This is a genomic window from Microcystis viridis FACHB-1342 (assembly GCF_014698335.1).
Lineage (GTDB): Bacteria > Cyanobacteriota > Cyanobacteriia > Cyanobacteriales > Microcystaceae > Microcystis > Microcystis ichthyoblabe_A.
In genome coordinates this window covers 1-17122 of the sequence record NZ_JACJSV010000086.1, presented here as the reverse complement: position 1 = coordinate 17122, position 17122 = coordinate 1, and the positions used below count along the sequence as shown (strand labels likewise).

General features: G+C 41.3%; 18 protein-coding genes. 12 read left to right on the top strand and 6 right to left on the bottom strand.

The window, feature by feature from the left end; translation table 11 throughout:
- The first annotated feature begins 290 nt into the window (after positions 1–290).
- On the top strand, positions 291–1313 hold the full coding sequence (locus tag H6G40_RS20380; protein ID WP_069475219.1) for a hypothetical protein: 1023 nt from the start codon (positions 291–293) through the stop codon (positions 1311–1313).
- Between the two features lie 257 nt (positions 1314–1570).
- On the opposite strand, the gene tadA is transcribed toward H6G40_RS20380, so the two are convergent.
- A complete protein-coding gene (tadA, locus tag H6G40_RS20375) occupies positions 1571–2065 on the bottom strand; it encodes a tRNA adenosine(34) deaminase TadA (protein ID WP_123229874.1) in 495 nt (164 codons plus the stop codon).
- Positions 2050–2367 (bottom strand): glutaredoxin 3, encoded by a 318-nt coding sequence (grxC, locus tag H6G40_RS20370; RefSeq protein WP_002751734.1) that lies wholly within the window; start codon positions 2365–2367, stop codon positions 2050–2052. The genes tadA and grxC overlap by 16 nt, the downstream gene beginning before the upstream one ends.
- Before the next feature lie 163 nt (positions 2368–2530).
- On the opposite strand from grxC, the gene H6G40_RS20365 reads away from it, so the two are divergent.
- From H6G40_RS20365 to ccmS, 4 genes are all read left to right on the top strand, one after another.
- On the top strand, positions 2531–3091 hold the full coding sequence (locus H6G40_RS20365; RefSeq protein ID WP_002751733.1) for a 5-formyltetrahydrofolate cyclo-ligase: 561 nt from the start codon (positions 2531–2533) through the stop codon (positions 3089–3091).
- 244 nt (positions 3092–3335) lie between these two features.
- Entirely contained in the window at positions 3336–3653 is a 318-nt protein-coding gene (locus tag H6G40_RS20360; protein ID WP_002733676.1) for a slr1957 family protein, read from the top strand.
- A gap of 228 nt (positions 3654–3881) precedes the next feature.
- Complete coding sequence (locus H6G40_RS20355) at positions 3882–4895, top strand: aldo/keto reductase (RefSeq protein WP_123229875.1); 1014 nt, start codon at positions 3882–3884, stop codon at positions 4893–4895.
- Positions 4896–5144: 249 nt separating this feature from the next.
- Entirely contained in the window at positions 5145–5585 is a 441-nt protein-coding gene (gene ccmS, locus H6G40_RS20350; protein WP_002734042.1) for a beta-carboxysome assembly chaperone CcmS, read from the top strand.
- Here ccmS and nagA read toward each other — a convergent pair.
- Positions 5541–6692: an N-acetylglucosamine-6-phosphate deacetylase gene (nagA, locus tag H6G40_RS20345; RefSeq protein ID WP_069475222.1), complete on the bottom strand. Its 1152-nt coding sequence runs from the start codon at positions 6690–6692 to the stop codon at positions 5541–5543. The genes ccmS and nagA overlap by 45 nt on opposite strands.
- 365 nt (positions 6693–7057) lie before the next feature.
- Here nagA and H6G40_RS20340 point away from each other — a divergent pair, with 365 nt between their 5' ends.
- The 3 genes from H6G40_RS20340 (at position 7058) to H6G40_RS20330 (ending at position 9356) form a co-directional block, all read left to right on the top strand.
- On the top strand, positions 7058–7852 hold the full coding sequence (locus H6G40_RS20340; protein ID WP_002751729.1) for a metallophosphoesterase family protein: 795 nt from the start codon (positions 7058–7060) through the stop codon (positions 7850–7852).
- A gap of 78 nt (positions 7853–7930) precedes the next feature.
- A complete protein-coding gene (locus tag H6G40_RS20335) occupies positions 7931–8749 on the top strand; it encodes a SirB1 family protein (protein WP_002751728.1) in 819 nt (272 codons plus the stop codon).
- Between the two features lie 142 nt (positions 8750–8891).
- Positions 8892–9356: a VOC family protein gene (locus H6G40_RS20330; protein ID WP_002734772.1), complete on the top strand. Its 465-nt coding sequence runs from the start codon at positions 8892–8894 to the stop codon at positions 9354–9356.
- Here H6G40_RS20330 and H6G40_RS20325 read toward each other — a convergent pair.
- The 3 genes from H6G40_RS20325 to H6G40_RS20315 form a co-directional block, all read right to left on the bottom strand.
- Complete coding sequence (locus tag H6G40_RS20325; RefSeq protein WP_002751727.1) at positions 9353–10120, bottom strand: tryptophan-rich sensory protein; 768 nt, start codon at positions 10118–10120, stop codon at positions 9353–9355. The two genes, H6G40_RS20330 and H6G40_RS20325, sit on opposite strands and share 4 nt — an antisense overlap.
- A gap of 3 nt (positions 10121–10123) precedes the next feature.
- The gene (gene fabZ / locus H6G40_RS20320; RefSeq protein WP_002734156.1) at positions 10124–10603 is read right to left on the bottom strand and encodes a 3-hydroxyacyl-ACP dehydratase FabZ; all 480 of its coding nucleotides are present in this window, start codon (positions 10601–10603) and stop codon (positions 10124–10126) included.
- A gap of 93 nt (positions 10604–10696) precedes the next feature.
- Positions 10697–11836: a SpoIID/LytB domain-containing protein gene (locus H6G40_RS20315; RefSeq protein ID WP_002751726.1), complete on the bottom strand. Its 1140-nt coding sequence runs from the start codon at positions 11834–11836 to the stop codon at positions 10697–10699.
- A 559-nt stretch (positions 11837–12395) separates the two neighbouring features.
- Between H6G40_RS20315 and H6G40_RS23505 the strand changes: the two genes are divergently transcribed.
- The 4 genes from H6G40_RS23505 to H6G40_RS20295 all read left to right on the top strand — a co-directional run bounded on the left by H6G40_RS23505 (position 12396) and on the right by H6G40_RS20295 (position 16926).
- Positions 12396–15725, top strand: a complete 3330-nt coding sequence (locus H6G40_RS23505) for a tetratricopeptide repeat protein (protein ID WP_242028811.1) — start codon at positions 12396–12398, stop codon at positions 15723–15725.
- A gap of 36 nt (positions 15726–15761) precedes the next feature.
- Positions 15762–15974: a hypothetical protein gene (locus tag H6G40_RS20305; protein ID WP_002780190.1), complete on the top strand. Its 213-nt coding sequence runs from the start codon at positions 15762–15764 to the stop codon at positions 15972–15974.
- 305 nt (positions 15975–16279) lie between these two features.
- On the top strand, positions 16280–16543 hold the full coding sequence (locus H6G40_RS20300; protein ID WP_002796475.1) for a type II toxin-antitoxin system Phd/YefM family antitoxin: 264 nt from the start codon (positions 16280–16282) through the stop codon (positions 16541–16543).
- Positions 16540–16926 carry a type II toxin-antitoxin system VapC family toxin gene (locus H6G40_RS20295; protein ID WP_002734288.1) on the top strand — a complete coding sequence of 129 codons (387 nt, stop codon included), beginning with the start codon at positions 16540–16542 and terminating at the stop codon, positions 16924–16926. The genes H6G40_RS20300 and H6G40_RS20295 overlap by 4 nt, the downstream gene beginning before the upstream one ends.
- The last annotated feature ends 196 nt before the right edge of the window (positions 16927–17122 follow it).

Genomic DNA, 17122 nt, shown 5'->3' with positions numbered 1-17122 from the left:
ACTTAGTTTTTGCTGCGCTTTTTTCTGGCTTGAGATTTTAGGTTCGACAGCAACTCCTTGATTGTTTTTTGAGTTACCCCTTGACAATCAAGACAGTCGCTACAAGAGAGTCCGTCGGTTGGTTTGAGCGAATCAATGGGTTAAAGAAAACCTCTCAATTTTAGGGGAAAGGGAAACCCAACAGTCAACACCTAAATCCGTCTGAATAGGCGATCGCTTCTCATGGCTTTTTGTGGGGTTTTCTTGGGTCTATAATACATAGATAACACAACTGACTTGCTTACATATCAATGAAAATTGAACGTAAAACCTATAGAGATGGAAACTTGTATCCTGAAGCCTTCAATTATTTAAAATCTCTTCCAGAAAATATCGATTATCATAAAGCCCATATTGAACGTCATCCACTTTCTATTTACGATCTATCAATACAGAGAGTTATGAAAGCATTGGCTGAAATTTTAGATGAAATAGAGCGAATAAATCATGCTTTATTTGATGCTGAAGGTCGTCTCGATTATTCATTAGCGAAACTGCCTATCTTACAAAAAGAATTACTAGAGGCTTTAATGGCTCATATTGATGATTGCTACCGTATTCTTAAGGTTCTCCATCCTTATGATAGTTCCAATCAAGTCAAATATAATGATAAGTGGCTAGATAAGGCTAAAAATCCTGCAAAAAAAGACTTTGAAAATATTAAAGATTATAAAAACTTATTGTCCCCTATTGTTAATAAAATCAAGCATAATGGCGGTCAATTACGTTCTATCGTAATTTACTCACGGGATCGCAGAATAGTCACAAAGCCGATCAGGAAAAAAATTCAAATTTTTCCCAGAGATGCTCGTATCGTAGGATATTTCTTGGAAGGAGTTCATCCTAATGGCAATATCGGACCCGATATCGAAATTCATCCGAATGGAAAATCGGCTATTTCTTTAAACCGTGATTTGCGTTATCATTTTGCCAATTTATATCGAATCGGTCGTCATTTAAAGAAAGCTATCGTAAAAACCGTACATCACGTCGAGACAATAGACTTGCCGTATCCAGGTTCGATTCGACATACAAGTTGTCAATATGATCTAGAGTCAATTGCAGAGAAAATAAGTAATTTGCCATCTTTGTTTTATCAAAATGAATTTGACAAGGAAACTCCTAATATCCAATTCTATCGCAATCCTAAAGATACGGAGTTAATTCTAGAAACGCCTGGCTCTCGATACATGAATTGGGAGGGAGAAGTAGCAATCTTTTGTCAAATGCAGGTAGATCCTGTTTCTCGTACATATCAACTACCTTATTGGTAAAATCAGAGTAACTCCAGATCAGTAATGCGATAACTATCACCTACCAGGGACAAGCGGCAATCATCAGCACAGAGGGAAAATTAACGATTTCCTATTCTCATATTACGATCAGTGATCAGCTAGTCCGCATTCAAGTTCTAGTTGAGACAAGGTAAAACGAATATCAAATTCAGATGCACAACAGCTTACCCAATCCGCTTTTAACAGTAGGATTAACTCCTGACTCCTGACTCCTGACTCCTATCTCCCTGACTCCTTTAAACATTTCTTTTTTTCTCAAACCAAGTTTGTAATAATTCCCCCGATTCCTTGGCTAAAATTCCCGCGATTACCGGTAAACGATGGTTAGAAAAAGGACTATCAATAAAATTAGCCACAGTGCGGATAACTCCTGTTTTGGGATCGTCAGCACCGTACACTAATAATCCTAATCTAGCCTGAATAATTGCCCCGGCACACATGGGACAGGGTTCGAGGGTGACGTAGAGGGTACAATCATTTAAGTGCCAATTGCCTAAAACCTGACTAGCGGCACGAATCGCCAGAATTTCAGCGTGAGCGGTAGGATCATGGTGTTTTTCCTTGCAATTAGCCCCTTGAGCGATTAAATGTCCCTGTTTATCCACGATAACCGCTCCCACCGGCACATCACCCCGATCCCCCGCAGTTGCTGCTAAATTTAAAGCTAACTGCATCCATTGCCGATGTTTCTCATAGGCTTTTTCGTCAATAGACTTTAGATAGTCCCACATTTAGCCAATAAATTATCTAATTTTTTCTGACCATCCAAAGCATACAAATCATCACAACCACCGATATGTTCATTATTGATAAAAATCTGTGGTACACTGCGTTTACCGTTGGACCGTTCGGCCATGGCTTGACGAGCGCTTTCATCCCCATCAATCTTGTATTCGGTGTATTTTACCCCTTTCCAACCCAGCAACCATTTAGCACGAATACAGTAGGGACAAGTTGCCCACGTGTAAATTTCCACATTGGCCTTGATATTCTCGTTATAACGCCCAAAAAGCGAGTTAAATAGATTTAGCATCGTTCTTACTAAGTAGTTAGGTGTTAAAAACTGTCCGATGCCCCCCTTATCAAGGGGGGATTAAGGGGGGATCGACACCCCCCTTATTAAGGGGGGATTAAGGGGGGATCCATCTTCAATTTAATTATAACCAGCTACTTACTCTCCTATTTATCTTTATTTTATGGATTCTGCTACCAAAAAAGCCCAATTACGCAAACAACTAATTGCCCAAAGACGATCGCTTCCTAAGCATATTTGGCAAGAAAATAGTCAGCAACTTTGCAAAAATTTACAATCTTTACCCCTCTTTCAACACGCTAAAACCATTCTCGCTTACTTCAGTTATCGTCAAGAGCCGGATTTAAGTTCCTTATTTTGTCAACACCATCGCTGGGGTTTTCCCCGTTGTGACGGAGATAGCCTGACTTGGCACTGTTGGACTGCCGACGATCCCCTAGAATTAAATCGTTATGGCATCTATGAACCAACAGCGATCGCTCCTCTCATTTTACCGACCGAAGTGGACTTACTGTTAATTCCCGCCGTCGCTTGCGATCGCCAAGGTTATCGCTTAGGTTACGGGGGAGGTTATTTTGATCGTCTCCTACATTCCCCCGAATGGCAAGCTATCCCCTCGATCGGGATTGTCTTTGACTTTGCCTATCTCGATACCCTTCCCCTCGATACTTGGGACCAAAAATTACAGGCAATCTGTACCGAATCAAGAACCGAAATTTTTTAACAATTATTTCCTTTTGTGTGATCGGTTTAACTTATATAGGAGCGATCGATCTTTGTGTCCTTTGTGTCTTTGTGGTTCGTTCTGGTCGTTCGCTGGCACTGTATCTTAGAATACATTTTACCCACCGACTACTCATATATTAAGTTTTATTGAATCCGATCGACCCTTAAGATAGCTTTGCTAGGATGAAGTTCGCATCAAGAGATGTTTAAAGTAATCACCAGAAAAAGTCAACAGGGAAGCAATGAAACACTTTCACGAACCATGGATTCAAGAATGGTGTCAAGAAAACGGCTGGACAGAGCTATTTCTCGAACGCTACAGTAATTATTGGGCATTCCCTCCCAATGCCGTCATGCCAGAACCAATTCCCACCAAAGTGTTACAAAATATTAAGCGTCAAAAAGGTCTATCCCCTGCCGAAAAACTTTGGTTAGGAATGGCGATTGGATTGACTGTGACAGCTTTAATTCTCTGTGTCATCCTCGCTTGTCCTATGCCTATAGTTCTCGCTTTCGCTTTTGATGCTGTCACCGCAGCGCGATTGGAAGTGGAATATTAACCGGGCAAAAATTGAGCAGCAAAAACCTAAACAGGGGGAGATTTTTCCGAAAGTCTTCCCCTTGACTGCGTTTTTCCAGACAGGGACGATCGATCTGTCTTGAATCAGTAATCGGTGATTAGTGGTCAGTAGGAGAATAGAATATTAAGTGAGCAGTATTCAATGGCAGTTTTCTGCTGTCTTTTCACTGATTACTGTTTACTGTTTACTGATCACTGAAAAGTCCCCATGTCCGAATCTCGTCGCTTACAGTTTACCCCCGATCTGGAAATTTGTCGTATTTTGAACGGAATGTGGCAAGTTTCAGGCACCCATGGTTCGATCGCACCCCAAAAAGCGATCCCTAGTATGTTCTCCTATCTAGATGCCGGTTTCACCACTTGGGATCTGGCCGATCATTACGGTCCGGCTGAAGATTTTATCGGTGAATTTCGTCGTCAATTAGTCGCTCAAAGGGGTATTGATGCTTTAAATAATCTGCAAGCTTTCACTAAATGGGTTCCCCGTCCGGGTAAAATGACTAAGGAAATAGTCGCAAAAAATATCGCTATTTCCCTGCGTCGCATGGATGTGGATAGTCTCGATTTATTGCAGTTTCACTGGTGGGATTATCGCGATAAAAATTATCTAGATGCCTTATATTTTTTAGGGGAATTACAACAGGAAGGCAAAATTAAACACCTAGCCTTGACTAATTTCGACACGGAACATTTAAAAATTATTCTCAGCGCCGGGATTACAATAGTCTCCAATCAAGTCCAGTTTTCCCTGATTGATCGCCGTCCCCTCGTCAAAATGGCGCAGTTTTGCCAAGAACATAACATCTATCTCCTGGCCTATGGTACTCTAGCAGGAGGCTTATTAGGAGCTAAATATCTCGGTCATCCTGAACCCAATGCCATGAGTCTCAATACCGCTAGTTTACGGAAATATAAAAACATGATCGATGCTTGGGGAAACTGGCAATTATTCCAAGAATTATTAACTGTTCTTAAAGCGATCGCTGATTCCTATCATGTCACCATTCCTAATGTGGCAGTGCGTTACGTTCTTGAACAAAAAGCCGTAGCTGGAGCAATTATCGGGGTGCGTTTGGGTGTTGCTGAACATATCGCAGAAAATGCCCGTATTTTCGATTTTCAATTATCTCCCCAAGACTATCAAAAAATTGATCATGTCTTGGAAAAATCCCGGGATTTATTGCAGTTAATCGGTGATTGCGGTGATGAGTACCGTCGTTAACTGAAAAGGTGAATAGTTCTATCCCTATTCAATCCCTATCTAGAGGAAAAGTTGTCTATAAGTAGGTAGGTGTTAAAAATTCTCAGCTTTCCCCCCTTATTAAGGGGGATCCCCCCGCCTATCGGCACCCCCCTTATCAAGGGGGCAGGGGGGATCGGCACCCCCCTTATTAAGGACTGATAACGGATAACTGATAACTGATGACTGATAACTGATAACTGATAACTGATAACTGAAAAGAGGCTAATGATGAGATTTGAACAAGCAATACCCGATGATCCCGCTAATCAATGGCGCTATCAATTAGATCAATTTGTGCAAGAAAATCAACAGGAATTAGCCGGTTTAATGTGGGGTTTACTCTCGGAATGGGGAGAAGATGCTCAAGAAACCCTAGGCATCGATCTTAAACCTCAGCCTCATTTTGTCTGTTGTTCTAGGGAGTCCCTAGAGAAATTAAATCGCAAGGTTAATTGTAAAATTCAAGAGATGCTTGGGATTATTTATCGCTATAATCCCAGGGAAGAAGTGGCTATAGTCGCTATCGGTGATGGTCAGGTAAAATTGATTTATTTTCAACCCGATCTTTCCCCTCCTGAATGTTTTGATCGCCTCGAAGTCGATCTTGATACCCTCATTCAACAGTTAGAGTCCAAAATGCTGACGGAAATCCAATCTTTCCCAATTTGATGCCGATTGCCAGCGCAAAAAGTTGGCAGGTTGTCCCACTGATAAACCAGCTAATCTGATCGCTTTTCTGGGGGATTCTGTCGCTAGAAGAATTGCCGTTTCTAAATCACATATTCCCCAGTTAACTAAATTGGCTACTCCTTGTAATAACGGTAAGGTTGTTCCCGCTAAAGTACCGTCAAAAAGTCTTGCTGTTCCCTGTTTAACTTCAATTTCTCTCTCGTCCCAAGGATAGACACCATCCCCTAAACCAATCGGAGCTAAAGCATCACTAACTAAGAAAATTCCTTGATGATAATTACTGGCTTTTAGTAATAATTCTATCATGGTTGGATGGATGTGTTGACCATCGGCAATTAACCCACAATATACCTCGCGATTGATAATTGCTTCCCCTAATAAACCTGGTTGACGATGATGTAAAGGAGGCATGGCATTGAAGGCATGAGTAACCATTTTTGCCCCCTGTAAAAAGGCTTCTTTGGCTATTTCTTGACTCGCTTGCGAATGTCCTAAACTGACGGTAATTCCTCGATCGCTTAGGTATTTAATCACCGTACCGCTACTATCTAATTCTGGTGCTAGAGTGATAATTTTTACAATCGATAAGTAGTCCCCAAAAATTTTATCTACTGTTTCTATACTTGGGTTTAAAAGATATTGTCCCGGATGCGCTCCCCTTTTTTCATAGTTTAAAAATGGTCCCTCTAAATGTACTCCTAAAACCTGGGCGCTCGATCGATTTTCCTGTTGCTGTTTTTCGATATATTTGGCAATTACTGAGAGTGATTTTTGAAATTTCTCCACGGACGTGGTGACTAGGGTGGGAAGATAACCATCAATTCCTTGATTCCCCAGATAATCGCTAATCTTATCTAATTTTTCTAGATCTGTTATTTCTAAGTCAGGAAATGCTAATCCTAATCCTCCGTTGATCTGTAAATCTACTCCTCCTAAGGATAGCCAATCCCCTTCCATATCGATAATCTTTTCCCCTTTTTTCCTTCCCCCCATCTCCGTGATTCTCTCGATCTTTCCCGCAGCATTTATCTCTATTTGTTGTCGATCCTGATGGGCGGGAATTCTAGCGTTAATTAGGGTTATCATAGCAGCAGAAAACTAATTTTTTTTTATTATAATCTCAAAAAAAAACTTTTTTTTTGATGATGCTTGACAAGGGAGCATTTTTTTGAGATACTTTTTTATATAATGGGAATTTTTGCGTTTAGCTATGAGTGCTGATGTACAATTATATAAAAACTGATCATAAAAAAATAGTACCATAACCCGACCGCTCTCTGTCCAGAGATTGTAAAAATACTTTACAAAATAATTACAGCCTTTCTCTGGCGGTTCTTAGGAGGGAGTGACTGTCAAAGGGAAAGGCTTGTCCTATAATAAAATTAAGACTATATAAAAACTACTTTTTTAGCAATAAAAGAGTAGCAATCTCAGGGATTAGGGAGGGGTGTATGTTTTTTAGAAACATAGGGAAACAAACTCAAGAACCGCGTCGTATTATTATCGGAGATGTGCATGGCAATTTTCAGGCACTTTTGCGACTATTAAACCGAGTTGCTCCTGATAGTGAGGATGAGGTTTATTTTCTGGGGGATTTAATTGATCGAGGAGAGCAGAGCTTAGAAGTGGTGGATTTCGTGATCAAAAATAACTACCAATGTCTCCTAGGAAATCATGAATATATGCTCTTAAAAGCTTTAGCAGGAAAAGAAGTTTCTGAAAGATGGTTAAACGGTTGGATCGAGAGTGGCGGGGCGGCGACACTACTAAGTTATAATAACAATATACCCGCCGAGCATATCAATTGGTTCCAATCCCTACCCGCTTATTTAGACCTAGGAGATATTTGGTTAGTTCATGCGGGAGTACACCCAGAATATCCCCTTGAACAGCAAACAAACGAGGAGTTTTGTTGGATTAGAAACGAATTTCATACCATGACCCAACCCTATTTCAAGGATAAACTAATTATCACAGGTCATACTTTAACCTTTACCTTTCCTGATGTCAAACCGGGACAACTAGCTCGCGGCAGCGGTTGGCTAGACATTGAAACTGGGGTTTATCATCCCCAAAGTGGTTGGTTAACTGCTTTAGATTGGACAAATCAATTAGTTTATCAAGTGCAGGATCAATCTAAAAATTGTCGCACGATCCCTTTAGAAAAAGCGGTGGTTAATCTAGACCTTGACAAGATTTCTCGTTACTCCTCCGGGGAAAGCTCATCTAAAGCGCTGAATCTTTAATAGTGATCAGAAAAGAGAAGCGATAAAACCAGAAGGATCGGTTAAAATAGTTGATAATCTGATTAATACCCTTTTCTAATGACCCTTGAACTCTTATACCAGGCCTTCATCGAAACAATTCAACATCCTGATCATGAGATAAATCTAGCTCGGGCAGCTCTACAAATAGCCAATTTTGAATATCCCCGTCTCAAGATTGATCACTATTTAAATAGGATAAACTTAATGGCTGACGAGGTAAAAAAACGCCTACCCGATAGATTATATCCCTTAAAAATAGTCAAGGTTATCAATCAATATTTGTTTGAAGATTTACAATTTACCGGTAATACCCAAGAATACTATGACCCCCGCAATAGCTACTTAAATGACGTAATTGATCGCCGCACTGGTATCCCACTCACTCTCTCGATTATCTATTTAGAGATTGCCAAACAGATAGATTTTCCCATGGTAGGAATTGGTATGCCAGGGCATTTTATTATCCGTCCCGATTTCGAGGAAGTAGAAATCTTTGTCGATCCCTTTCACGGTGGTGAAATCCTATTTAAACAGGACTGTCAAGAAAGATTAAGTCAAATTTATCAACAGCCAGTTAAATTAGAAGAACATTTTCTCAATATTGCTACCAATCAGCAAATTTTATTACGTTTGTTGACTAATTTAAAATATATTTACCTGAATCGTCAACAATGGTCTCAGACAATTCGGACAATAGATCTACTACTTTTGCTCATTCCTAATCATCCCCTAGAGCTGCGCGATCGAGGTTTAGTTTACTATCAAATTGGACAACTCAGCCAAGCGCAACAGGATTTAGGCTTCTATCTCGCTCTCCTACCCAACGCTCAAGATGCCGAATCCATTCGACAATTATTGCAAAAAATTAACTCTTAAGTCGCCAATCAGTTATCAGTTATCAGTTAACGGTATTAAATGAGGAGTATTAAATGACATTAATAGTGCTGTCTTTTCACTGATTACTGATTACTGTTCACTGAAAAATCCCCCAATCCTTTACTGATAAATGATAACTAAAATGACTATTAGCCCTTTCGTAACTGCGAAAAAACTCAAAATCGGTCAACTGCGAAAAGTTCATCATATCGCTTTCAACGTCAAAGATATGGATGCCTCTCGTCATTTTTATGGGGAAATATTAGGATTAGAGGAATTAGTGGGGGAAAAAATTCCCAGTACCTTAAAAGAATTAGTTGCCCAGGGAAAAGTGGCCAATTTTATCACCCCCGATGGTACAGTAATTGACCTATTTTGGGAACCAGATTTAAACCCTCCCGACGACAATCCCGAAATCGCTTTTACCCGTGCCAACCATTTAGCCTTCGATATTGCCCCGGAATGCTTCGATTTTGCCCTAGAAGTGCTACAAAGTCAGGGAATTACTATTGCTAGTGGACCCGTAACCCGGCCGACTGGGAGAGGGGTTTACTTCTACGATCCCGATGGCTTTATCGTCGAAATTCGCTGTGATCCCGCATTTTAACGACTCAGAGGGCGAAAATTGCCACGAAAAACCAGAAAAGTTAGGGTAATCGCTAATATAATCGCTGTTATCGCAATTAGAGGCAGAGAAATCTGTTTAACAGCGATCGCCAAAAAAGCCCAGATAAACACCCCGATAAAAGCCCGATCTTTTCTTTTTAAACCGACTAAAATCGCGATTATCGCCCCGATAAGCAGAATTATTACCGTCCAGATCTGGTCAGTTAGACCCCATCGCTGCCAGTCGATCCAATCTAGCACCGAAGCGACATTGACAATCGTGGCCACGCTAATCCAAGCGAAATAAATACTAATAGGAGCATTAACTAATAAACCCTGTTTACGATTGACAATCAAGCGATTAATTTCTAAGCGAAGATAAAGCCGGATGAGAGGAATTAAAATGCCTAGCATTGCCAATAAAGACAGAGTAAAAAAACGCAATTGAAAGAGAATTACCCAAAGAATCTGACAAGCACTAGCGATGGCTAATTCGTAGCCTAACCGACGCAAACGCGGTTCAGTTTTATTAAAAGCCAAAGCTTGGTAAATTCCCAGACTAATTAAACCCAGATAAATTAATCCCCAGATAGCAAAAGCATAATTAGCGGGAACAATTAAGACATCTTGAAAAACTGTATTCGAGATAGCCCCGATATTTTCGCCCTTAAGAGGAAAAATATTAGCGAAAATATTGGTAATAAAAGCCCCTAGAATAGCAAATAAATTTAGTTCTTGTCGGAGACGATCTCGATCAAAATTCATAGGTCAATCAAAGACAGAAAACATCATTTCACCCTGGGCGGCCAATTGCCCATCGACTCTTGCTTCCCCTTGCATTTTAGCAATTTTATTCATCTTGAAGGATAATAATTCCACCGTCATAATTAATTGATCTCCCGGCACCACAGGACGACGAAAACGGGTTTTATCAATGCCAGCGAAGGCAAAAAATTTCCCTTTCATCCCGGGTAATTGGGTCAAAATCACTCCCCCCACTTGGGCCATGGATTCCACAATTAACACCCCCGGCATCAAGGGACGACTGGGAATATGACCGGGAAAAAAAGGCTCGTTGATCGTGACATTTTTTAGGCCAACAGCCTTTTTACCTGGTACATAGTCAATAATGCGATCGACTAGGGCAAAGGGATAACGATGGGGCAGTAGTTGGCGAATTTCCTCAACGGTAAAGGTAGTTTTTATGACTGGTTCCAACTCGGTTAAGGCTTCGGTAACGATGGTCATGCAAGTCAAAAATTACAAGTGAGATTAGACATTATCTCACAATCAGTTATCAGTTATCAGTGATCAGTTTACTGGAAACGGCTGACAGCCTTTTTAATTGGGCATTTCAGTTAAACGAGCATTTTGATAATAATGGCTGAGAATGCGGTCATAAGTCACCCCTTGGTCAGCGAGGGAAAAAGCGCCCCATTGACTTAAACCGATCCCATGACCGAAACCGCGACCATTAATGGCAAAAGTACCGTTATTAGCTGAAATCGTGAATAGGGTACTACGCAGCTCGAGGAATCGCCGTAATTGGGTATCAGAGATTAATTTAGAGCCTTGATCGCCCACTATACGCATTCTAATCACTCGTCCGTGGGGAGTGGTTCTTTCGGGAGATAGCGATCGCACACGACCAACACCACCGATTAAACGGCCTAATTCCCTGGCACTAAAGTTTTTTGACCATTGGAATACCGGGGCGACTTGGTCGTAATCGACGACACCGCGCAGGTAGGGTAAGGGGGAATTCCAAACATCTTCGACATTTTCCGTATGACCCCCGGAGGAGGAGTGAAACACCGCTAGAATCGGTTTGCCGTTGAAACTCATAATTTGTCCGGCGGTGGCATTAACCGCCTCGTGGGTGCTAGTAAACTCGCTTTCTAGACCCTTATAAACTTGGGTGCGGGTGGTAGTATCGAGATCGTAGATGCGATTACCAGAAGTATTCATTTGGTAGAGGGCATAGGTACGCGCCGCCACGGATTGGGCTTTTAAGGCCTCTTGCGGCCAGGAGGGAATCGCCTCCGCACCGACGACACTATAGAGATATTCCTCTAAATCGACTAAATTTAGGGCTGTCACCCCAGAACCTTGCCGAATGATCCTTGTGCGTCCTCGATACCAGCGATCATTAATCCAGACGTAACCATCATTCTCCGGTTCGATGATCAATTGACTGGCCTGCCAATCGGCCAAACCCACCGCTTTTCCTCTGGGATTAGCATTGAGGGCATTCATGGCGGTCAATTCTCCTAGGACTCTCCCGGCCCCATCTTTCACCACAGCATCGGTGGAACTACCCACGGAGACGGCGCTAACACCTTTACTGATGGCAATGCGTAATTCGACAGCAGCTTGGACTGGAGCGATAATCAAAGCCCAAAAAACTAGGATGAGCCAGCTATGAGCAGGCAGGCGCTGCAGGTAACTACCCAGCAGCCTTGCTGTGTGTTTATTGGTCATGGGGGTCGGACTCCTCACACAATCGATCGATAATCAATTTTAACCGGACTGGGATTTTTTGGCTACTCCAGTCTAGAAAAATTTTTCCCCTGTCACTTTTTCCCGATGGTCTGACAATTTTTCTCTCCTCTGGCCCATGAATGGGCAAATTGCCCTATTTTGTCCGATTAATCGGGATTTATTAGGTTTAGTCGATTATTCTAACTAGGTAGGTGTTAAAAACTATCAGATGCCCCCCTTATCAAGGGGGGATTAAGGGGGGATCGGCATCCCCCTTATCAAGGGGGGATTAAGGGGGGATCGGCACTCCCCTTATCAAGGGGGGATTAAGGGGGGATCGGCACTCCCCTTATCAAGGGGGGATTAAGGGGGGATCAAGGACAAAATCTATCTTCAATTTAATTAGAACCACTTACTTACAAGCAGCTAAAATTTGTCTTATCATGGCGAGGAGGAAAAATATTCTCACCGGTGAAAAGAAGTCGAATTAATTTTCTACAAATCTTGAGACACACATTCCGCAATCTCAAATCGAAAATCTAAAATCTAAAATAGGCTTATGTGGAATTCTATAATACAATTCTATCAAACTAATAAAGACTGGATTGACAATCTCCTCTCCGGTGCATTAGTGACTGTTGTTCTGGCAATAATCGGTTTCATTTGGTGGTATCGAGAGCAAAAACGAAAAGTCCGAATCATTGAACCGTCCTTACCCTTTACGAAAATTGCCCCCAATAGCAATGTAATCCCGATTATCTACAAAAGGGATGAAAAGGATAAATCTCCTTTAGCGGATCATAATATTATTTACCAACACCGAATGGCTGACCGAAACTTTACTAACGAACTTCTGCAAAATCTGGAGGAAAATCGCTGGTTAATTATTCTCGGACCCACAGGAATCGGCAAAACTAGAGAAGCTGCTGAAGTAGCGCAACGCTTGAATCATGAAGGCTGGACGGTATTAGTATTAAAATTAGGAGAATGGTTAGAGCGACCTGAAAATAACCAATTAGAGGCAATTGGAACAGATAGAAAATTACTATTTTTACTCGATGATCTTAACTCATATATGCGCCGTAGTTTGAAAATCGACCAAAATCCCCAAGCAAAAGATAGTCCTCTTGCGGCGATTAATATTCCCTTACAAGAACGACTATTAAAAACCCTAGAAGCTTATGAAAACCATTGTACTCGTCCCGAAGAAGTGCGAGTAATTGCCACTGCGAGAGATGAAAAAGAACCCGAATCACCGGGACAACCAAGTGAATGGGATAAGTTACAGTGGGACAAATACCCAGAACTGTGGGAACGTTTTCAGTTGGTAAAATTGCCATCACCGGAAGACGGTGCAATTGTCGAATTATTGCAGGATACTATCCCGCAAACCAACATTAAAGCTGAAACTGACTACAGCAGCATTGCTGCCTATAATGATTCTACCTTTCGCAATGTGGTAGAAAATCTGGTGCGCCTTGACAACCGACAATTACCCCTCAATCCTGCCAACTATCAAGCTACTCTACGAGGCAACTGGAAAAAACGTTATCAGGATGCAATTAAAAGGGATACTCTGGCGAAATATATCTATGCTGCGGTGGATTTGTTGCGCCAGTGTAATATTTCCTTAGAGCCGTTTATTGTTGAACCCACTGCCAGATTTATCGCCAAGGGAAATATGTGGCAACAACTCTGGTATCGCTGGAAAATCAAGCAAAGTTTGGCTGATTTAATTGCCAGAGAAAACATTTTAGAACCTCGCGACGGACAAATTGAAGCCAAGGGAAAGCAGGTAGAATTAAATGACTATTTGCGTCCTCTAAAACAGTTAATTTGGCAGTTATTTGAAGAAAAACCTCTTGAAATGTTGCCTTCTCTAGCAGGATTTACTCTTAAACTGTATGAATTAAAGCGCTATCAAGATGCCTTAAAAGGGTTCAACCGTCTAGTTAGTTTGCTACCTCAATGGGAAGACGGTTGGTTTTATCAAGGTACTACTTTTTATTATCTCGAACAATACCAAGAAGCGATCGCATCCTACGACAAAGCTTTAGAAATTAAACCCGATTTGCATGAAGCTTGGAACAACCGAGGGAATGCGTTAGATGATTTAGGCAGATTTGAAGAAGCGATCGCATCCTGGGATCGAGCTTTAGAAATTAAACCCGATTTGCATGAAGCTTGGAACAACCGAGGGAATGCGTTAGATGATTTAGGCAGATTTGAAGAAGCGATCGCATCCTGGGATCGAGCTTTAGAAATTAAACCCGATTTGCATGAAGCTTGGAACAACCGAGGGAATGCGTTAGATGATTTAGGCAGATTTGAAGAAGCGATCGCATCCTGGGATCGAGCTTTAGAAATTAAACCCGATAAGCATGAAGCTTGGTACAACCGAGGGAATGCGTTATATAATTTAGGCAGATTTGAAGAAGCGATCGCATCCTACGACAAAGCTTTAGAAATTAAACCCGATTACCATGAAGCTTGGTACAACCGAGGGGTTGCGTTAGGTAATTTAGGCAGATTTGAACAAGCGATCGCATCCTACGACAAAGCTTTAGAATTTAAACCCGATAAGCATGAAGCTTGGAACAACCGAGGGGTTGCGTTAGGTAATTTAGGCAGATTGGAAGAAGCGATCGCATCCTACGACAAAGCTTTAGAATTTAAACCCGATAAGCATGAAGCTTGGAACAACCGAGGGGTTGCGTTAGGTAATTTAGGCAGATTTGAACAAGCGATCGCATCCTACGATCGAGCTTTAGAAATTAAACCCGATAAGCATGATGCTTGGTACAACCGAGGGGTTGCGTTAGGTAATTTAGGCAGATTGGAAGAAGCGATCGCATCCTGGGATCGAGCTTTAGAAATTAAACCCGATGACCCTGATGCTTGGTACAACCGAGGGGTTGCGTTAGGTAATTTAGGCAGATTGGAAGAAGCGATCGCATCCTGGGATCGAGCTTTAGAAATTAAACCCGATGACCCTGATGCTTGGTACAACCGAGGGGTTGCGTTAGGTAATTTAGGCAGATTGGAAGAAGCGATCGCATCCTGGGATCGAGCTTTAGAAATTAAACCCGATGACCCTGATGCTTGGAACAACCGAGGGATTGCGTTAGGTAATTTAGGCAGATTTGAAGAAGCGATCGCCTCCTGGGATCGAGCTTTAGAATTTAAACCCGATTACCCTGATGCTTGGAACAACCGAGGGATTGCGTTAGGTAATTTAGGCAGATTTGAAGAAGCGATCGCCTCCTGGGATCGAGCTTTAGAAATTAAACCCGATTACCCTGATGCTTGGTACGGCCGAGGGGTTGCGTTAGGTAATTTAGGCAGATTTGAAGAAGCGATCGCATCCTACGATCGAGCTTTAGAATTTAAACCCGATTACCCTGATGCTTGGAACAACCGAGGGGTTGCGTTATATAATTTAGGCAGATTTGAGGAAGCGATCGCATCCTACGATCGAGCTTTAGAAATTAAACCCGATGACCATGATGCTTGGAACTACCGAGGGAATGCGTTAGGTAATTTAGGCAGATTTGAACAAGCGATCGCATCCTACGATCGAGCTTTAGAAATTAAACCCGATTACCCTGATACTTGGGATAATCGAGGATATGTTTTAACTTGTATGGGACGATATAAAGATGCACTAGAATCTTGTGATCGTGCTATTAAAATTAATCCAAATGATGCTAATCCTTACTACAATAAAGCTGTTTGTTATGGCTTACAAAACAATGTGGAATTAGCTATCGAAAACTTACAACGCGCCATCAATCTTGATGTCGAATATCAGGATATGGCGAAAACAGATAAAGATTTTGAGCAGATTCGGGGAGATGAGCGGTTTCAGAGTTTCCTAAATCGAGTATAATAATATATATTTGTATTTTAGCTAAGGAGATATTCTATGACTAACACCTACACAGCTATCATTCAGCCAGACGGAGATTGGTGGATTGGTTGGATAGAAGAAATTCCGGGAGTTAACTGTCAAGAAGCATCTCGTGATCAGTTATTAGAAACCCTAAAAATTACTCTTAGTGAAGCATTAGAATTGAATAAACAGGAAGCAATTGCCGCTACAAAGGGAAACTACCAAGAAGAGAAAATTGTTGTATGAAACGCAAACAGTTTATTGATCACGTCCTGTAGGGGCGAAGCATTCGGATAGGAAATCTACGGTTTCAGCGATAAGTTATTGCCCGAATCTTCGCCCGTACTTTTTCAGCAAGTCCTAGCCATTCTTGGTAGTTTAACCCCCAATTAAATAAAAGATCTGCGATTCCAAGACATACCGGAGTGATAATTATCACAATTGGGCAATTCAGCAATGGGAAAAAGTTGCCAAACCTTTATTAACTTGTGAGGCAGTTATCACTGAATCCTGTTGTATTTTGTGAAGTAAATAAAGAGAGAAAATTATTCATGTCAAACAAAACTATTGATCTCAATCAAGTACAGTTAACTTTACAAGAACTACTTGCCTTAATAAAGGTAGATACTGAAATTATTATAACCGAAGGAAACAAGCCTGTAGCTCGTCTAATTCCTTGGGGAGATACTGAAAAAACAACGTCTGAAACTCCTTCTCCTAAGTTACGACAACCAGGACTACACGCTGGAAAAATTGGGACTAGCGAAGATTTTGATGAGCCACTTCCTGAAGAATTTTGGACAGGTGAATCATGAAATTTCTTTTAGATACCCATACATTTATTTGGTGGGATAGCGAACCAGAAAAACTCTCTCAAAGAGCTTTAGAACTGTGTAGAGATCCTAGTAATACGCTATTACTTAGTATTACAAGTATTTGGGAAATGCAAATCAAACTACAACTAGGTAAACTATCACTCAAGATACCTTTAGCAGAAATGATTAATACTCAGCAGGAAACTAACCAAATTGGCCTTTTATCAATTACAGTCAGCCATGTTTTAGCTTTAAATACTTTACCTAACATCCATAAAGATCCATTTGACCGCTTGTTAGTTGCTCAAGCTAATCTTGAAAATGCTAGACTGATTAGCCATGATTCAATATTAGCAAAATATCCTGTTCAGATAGATTGGTAGATAGGGCTTGCTGAATAAATGTGAAATATAGACGAGGTAAGAGTTTTAGGGTTCTGTTTTGCTCTCACAGGTGCAAGATTTTGAGAGAATCGTCGTTCAAAACCTTGCGTCTTCATCGGCCCGCGTCCTGTAGGGGCGAAGCATTCGGACAATAACCTATCGGTGAAACCGTAGATTTTCTATCCGAATGCTTCGC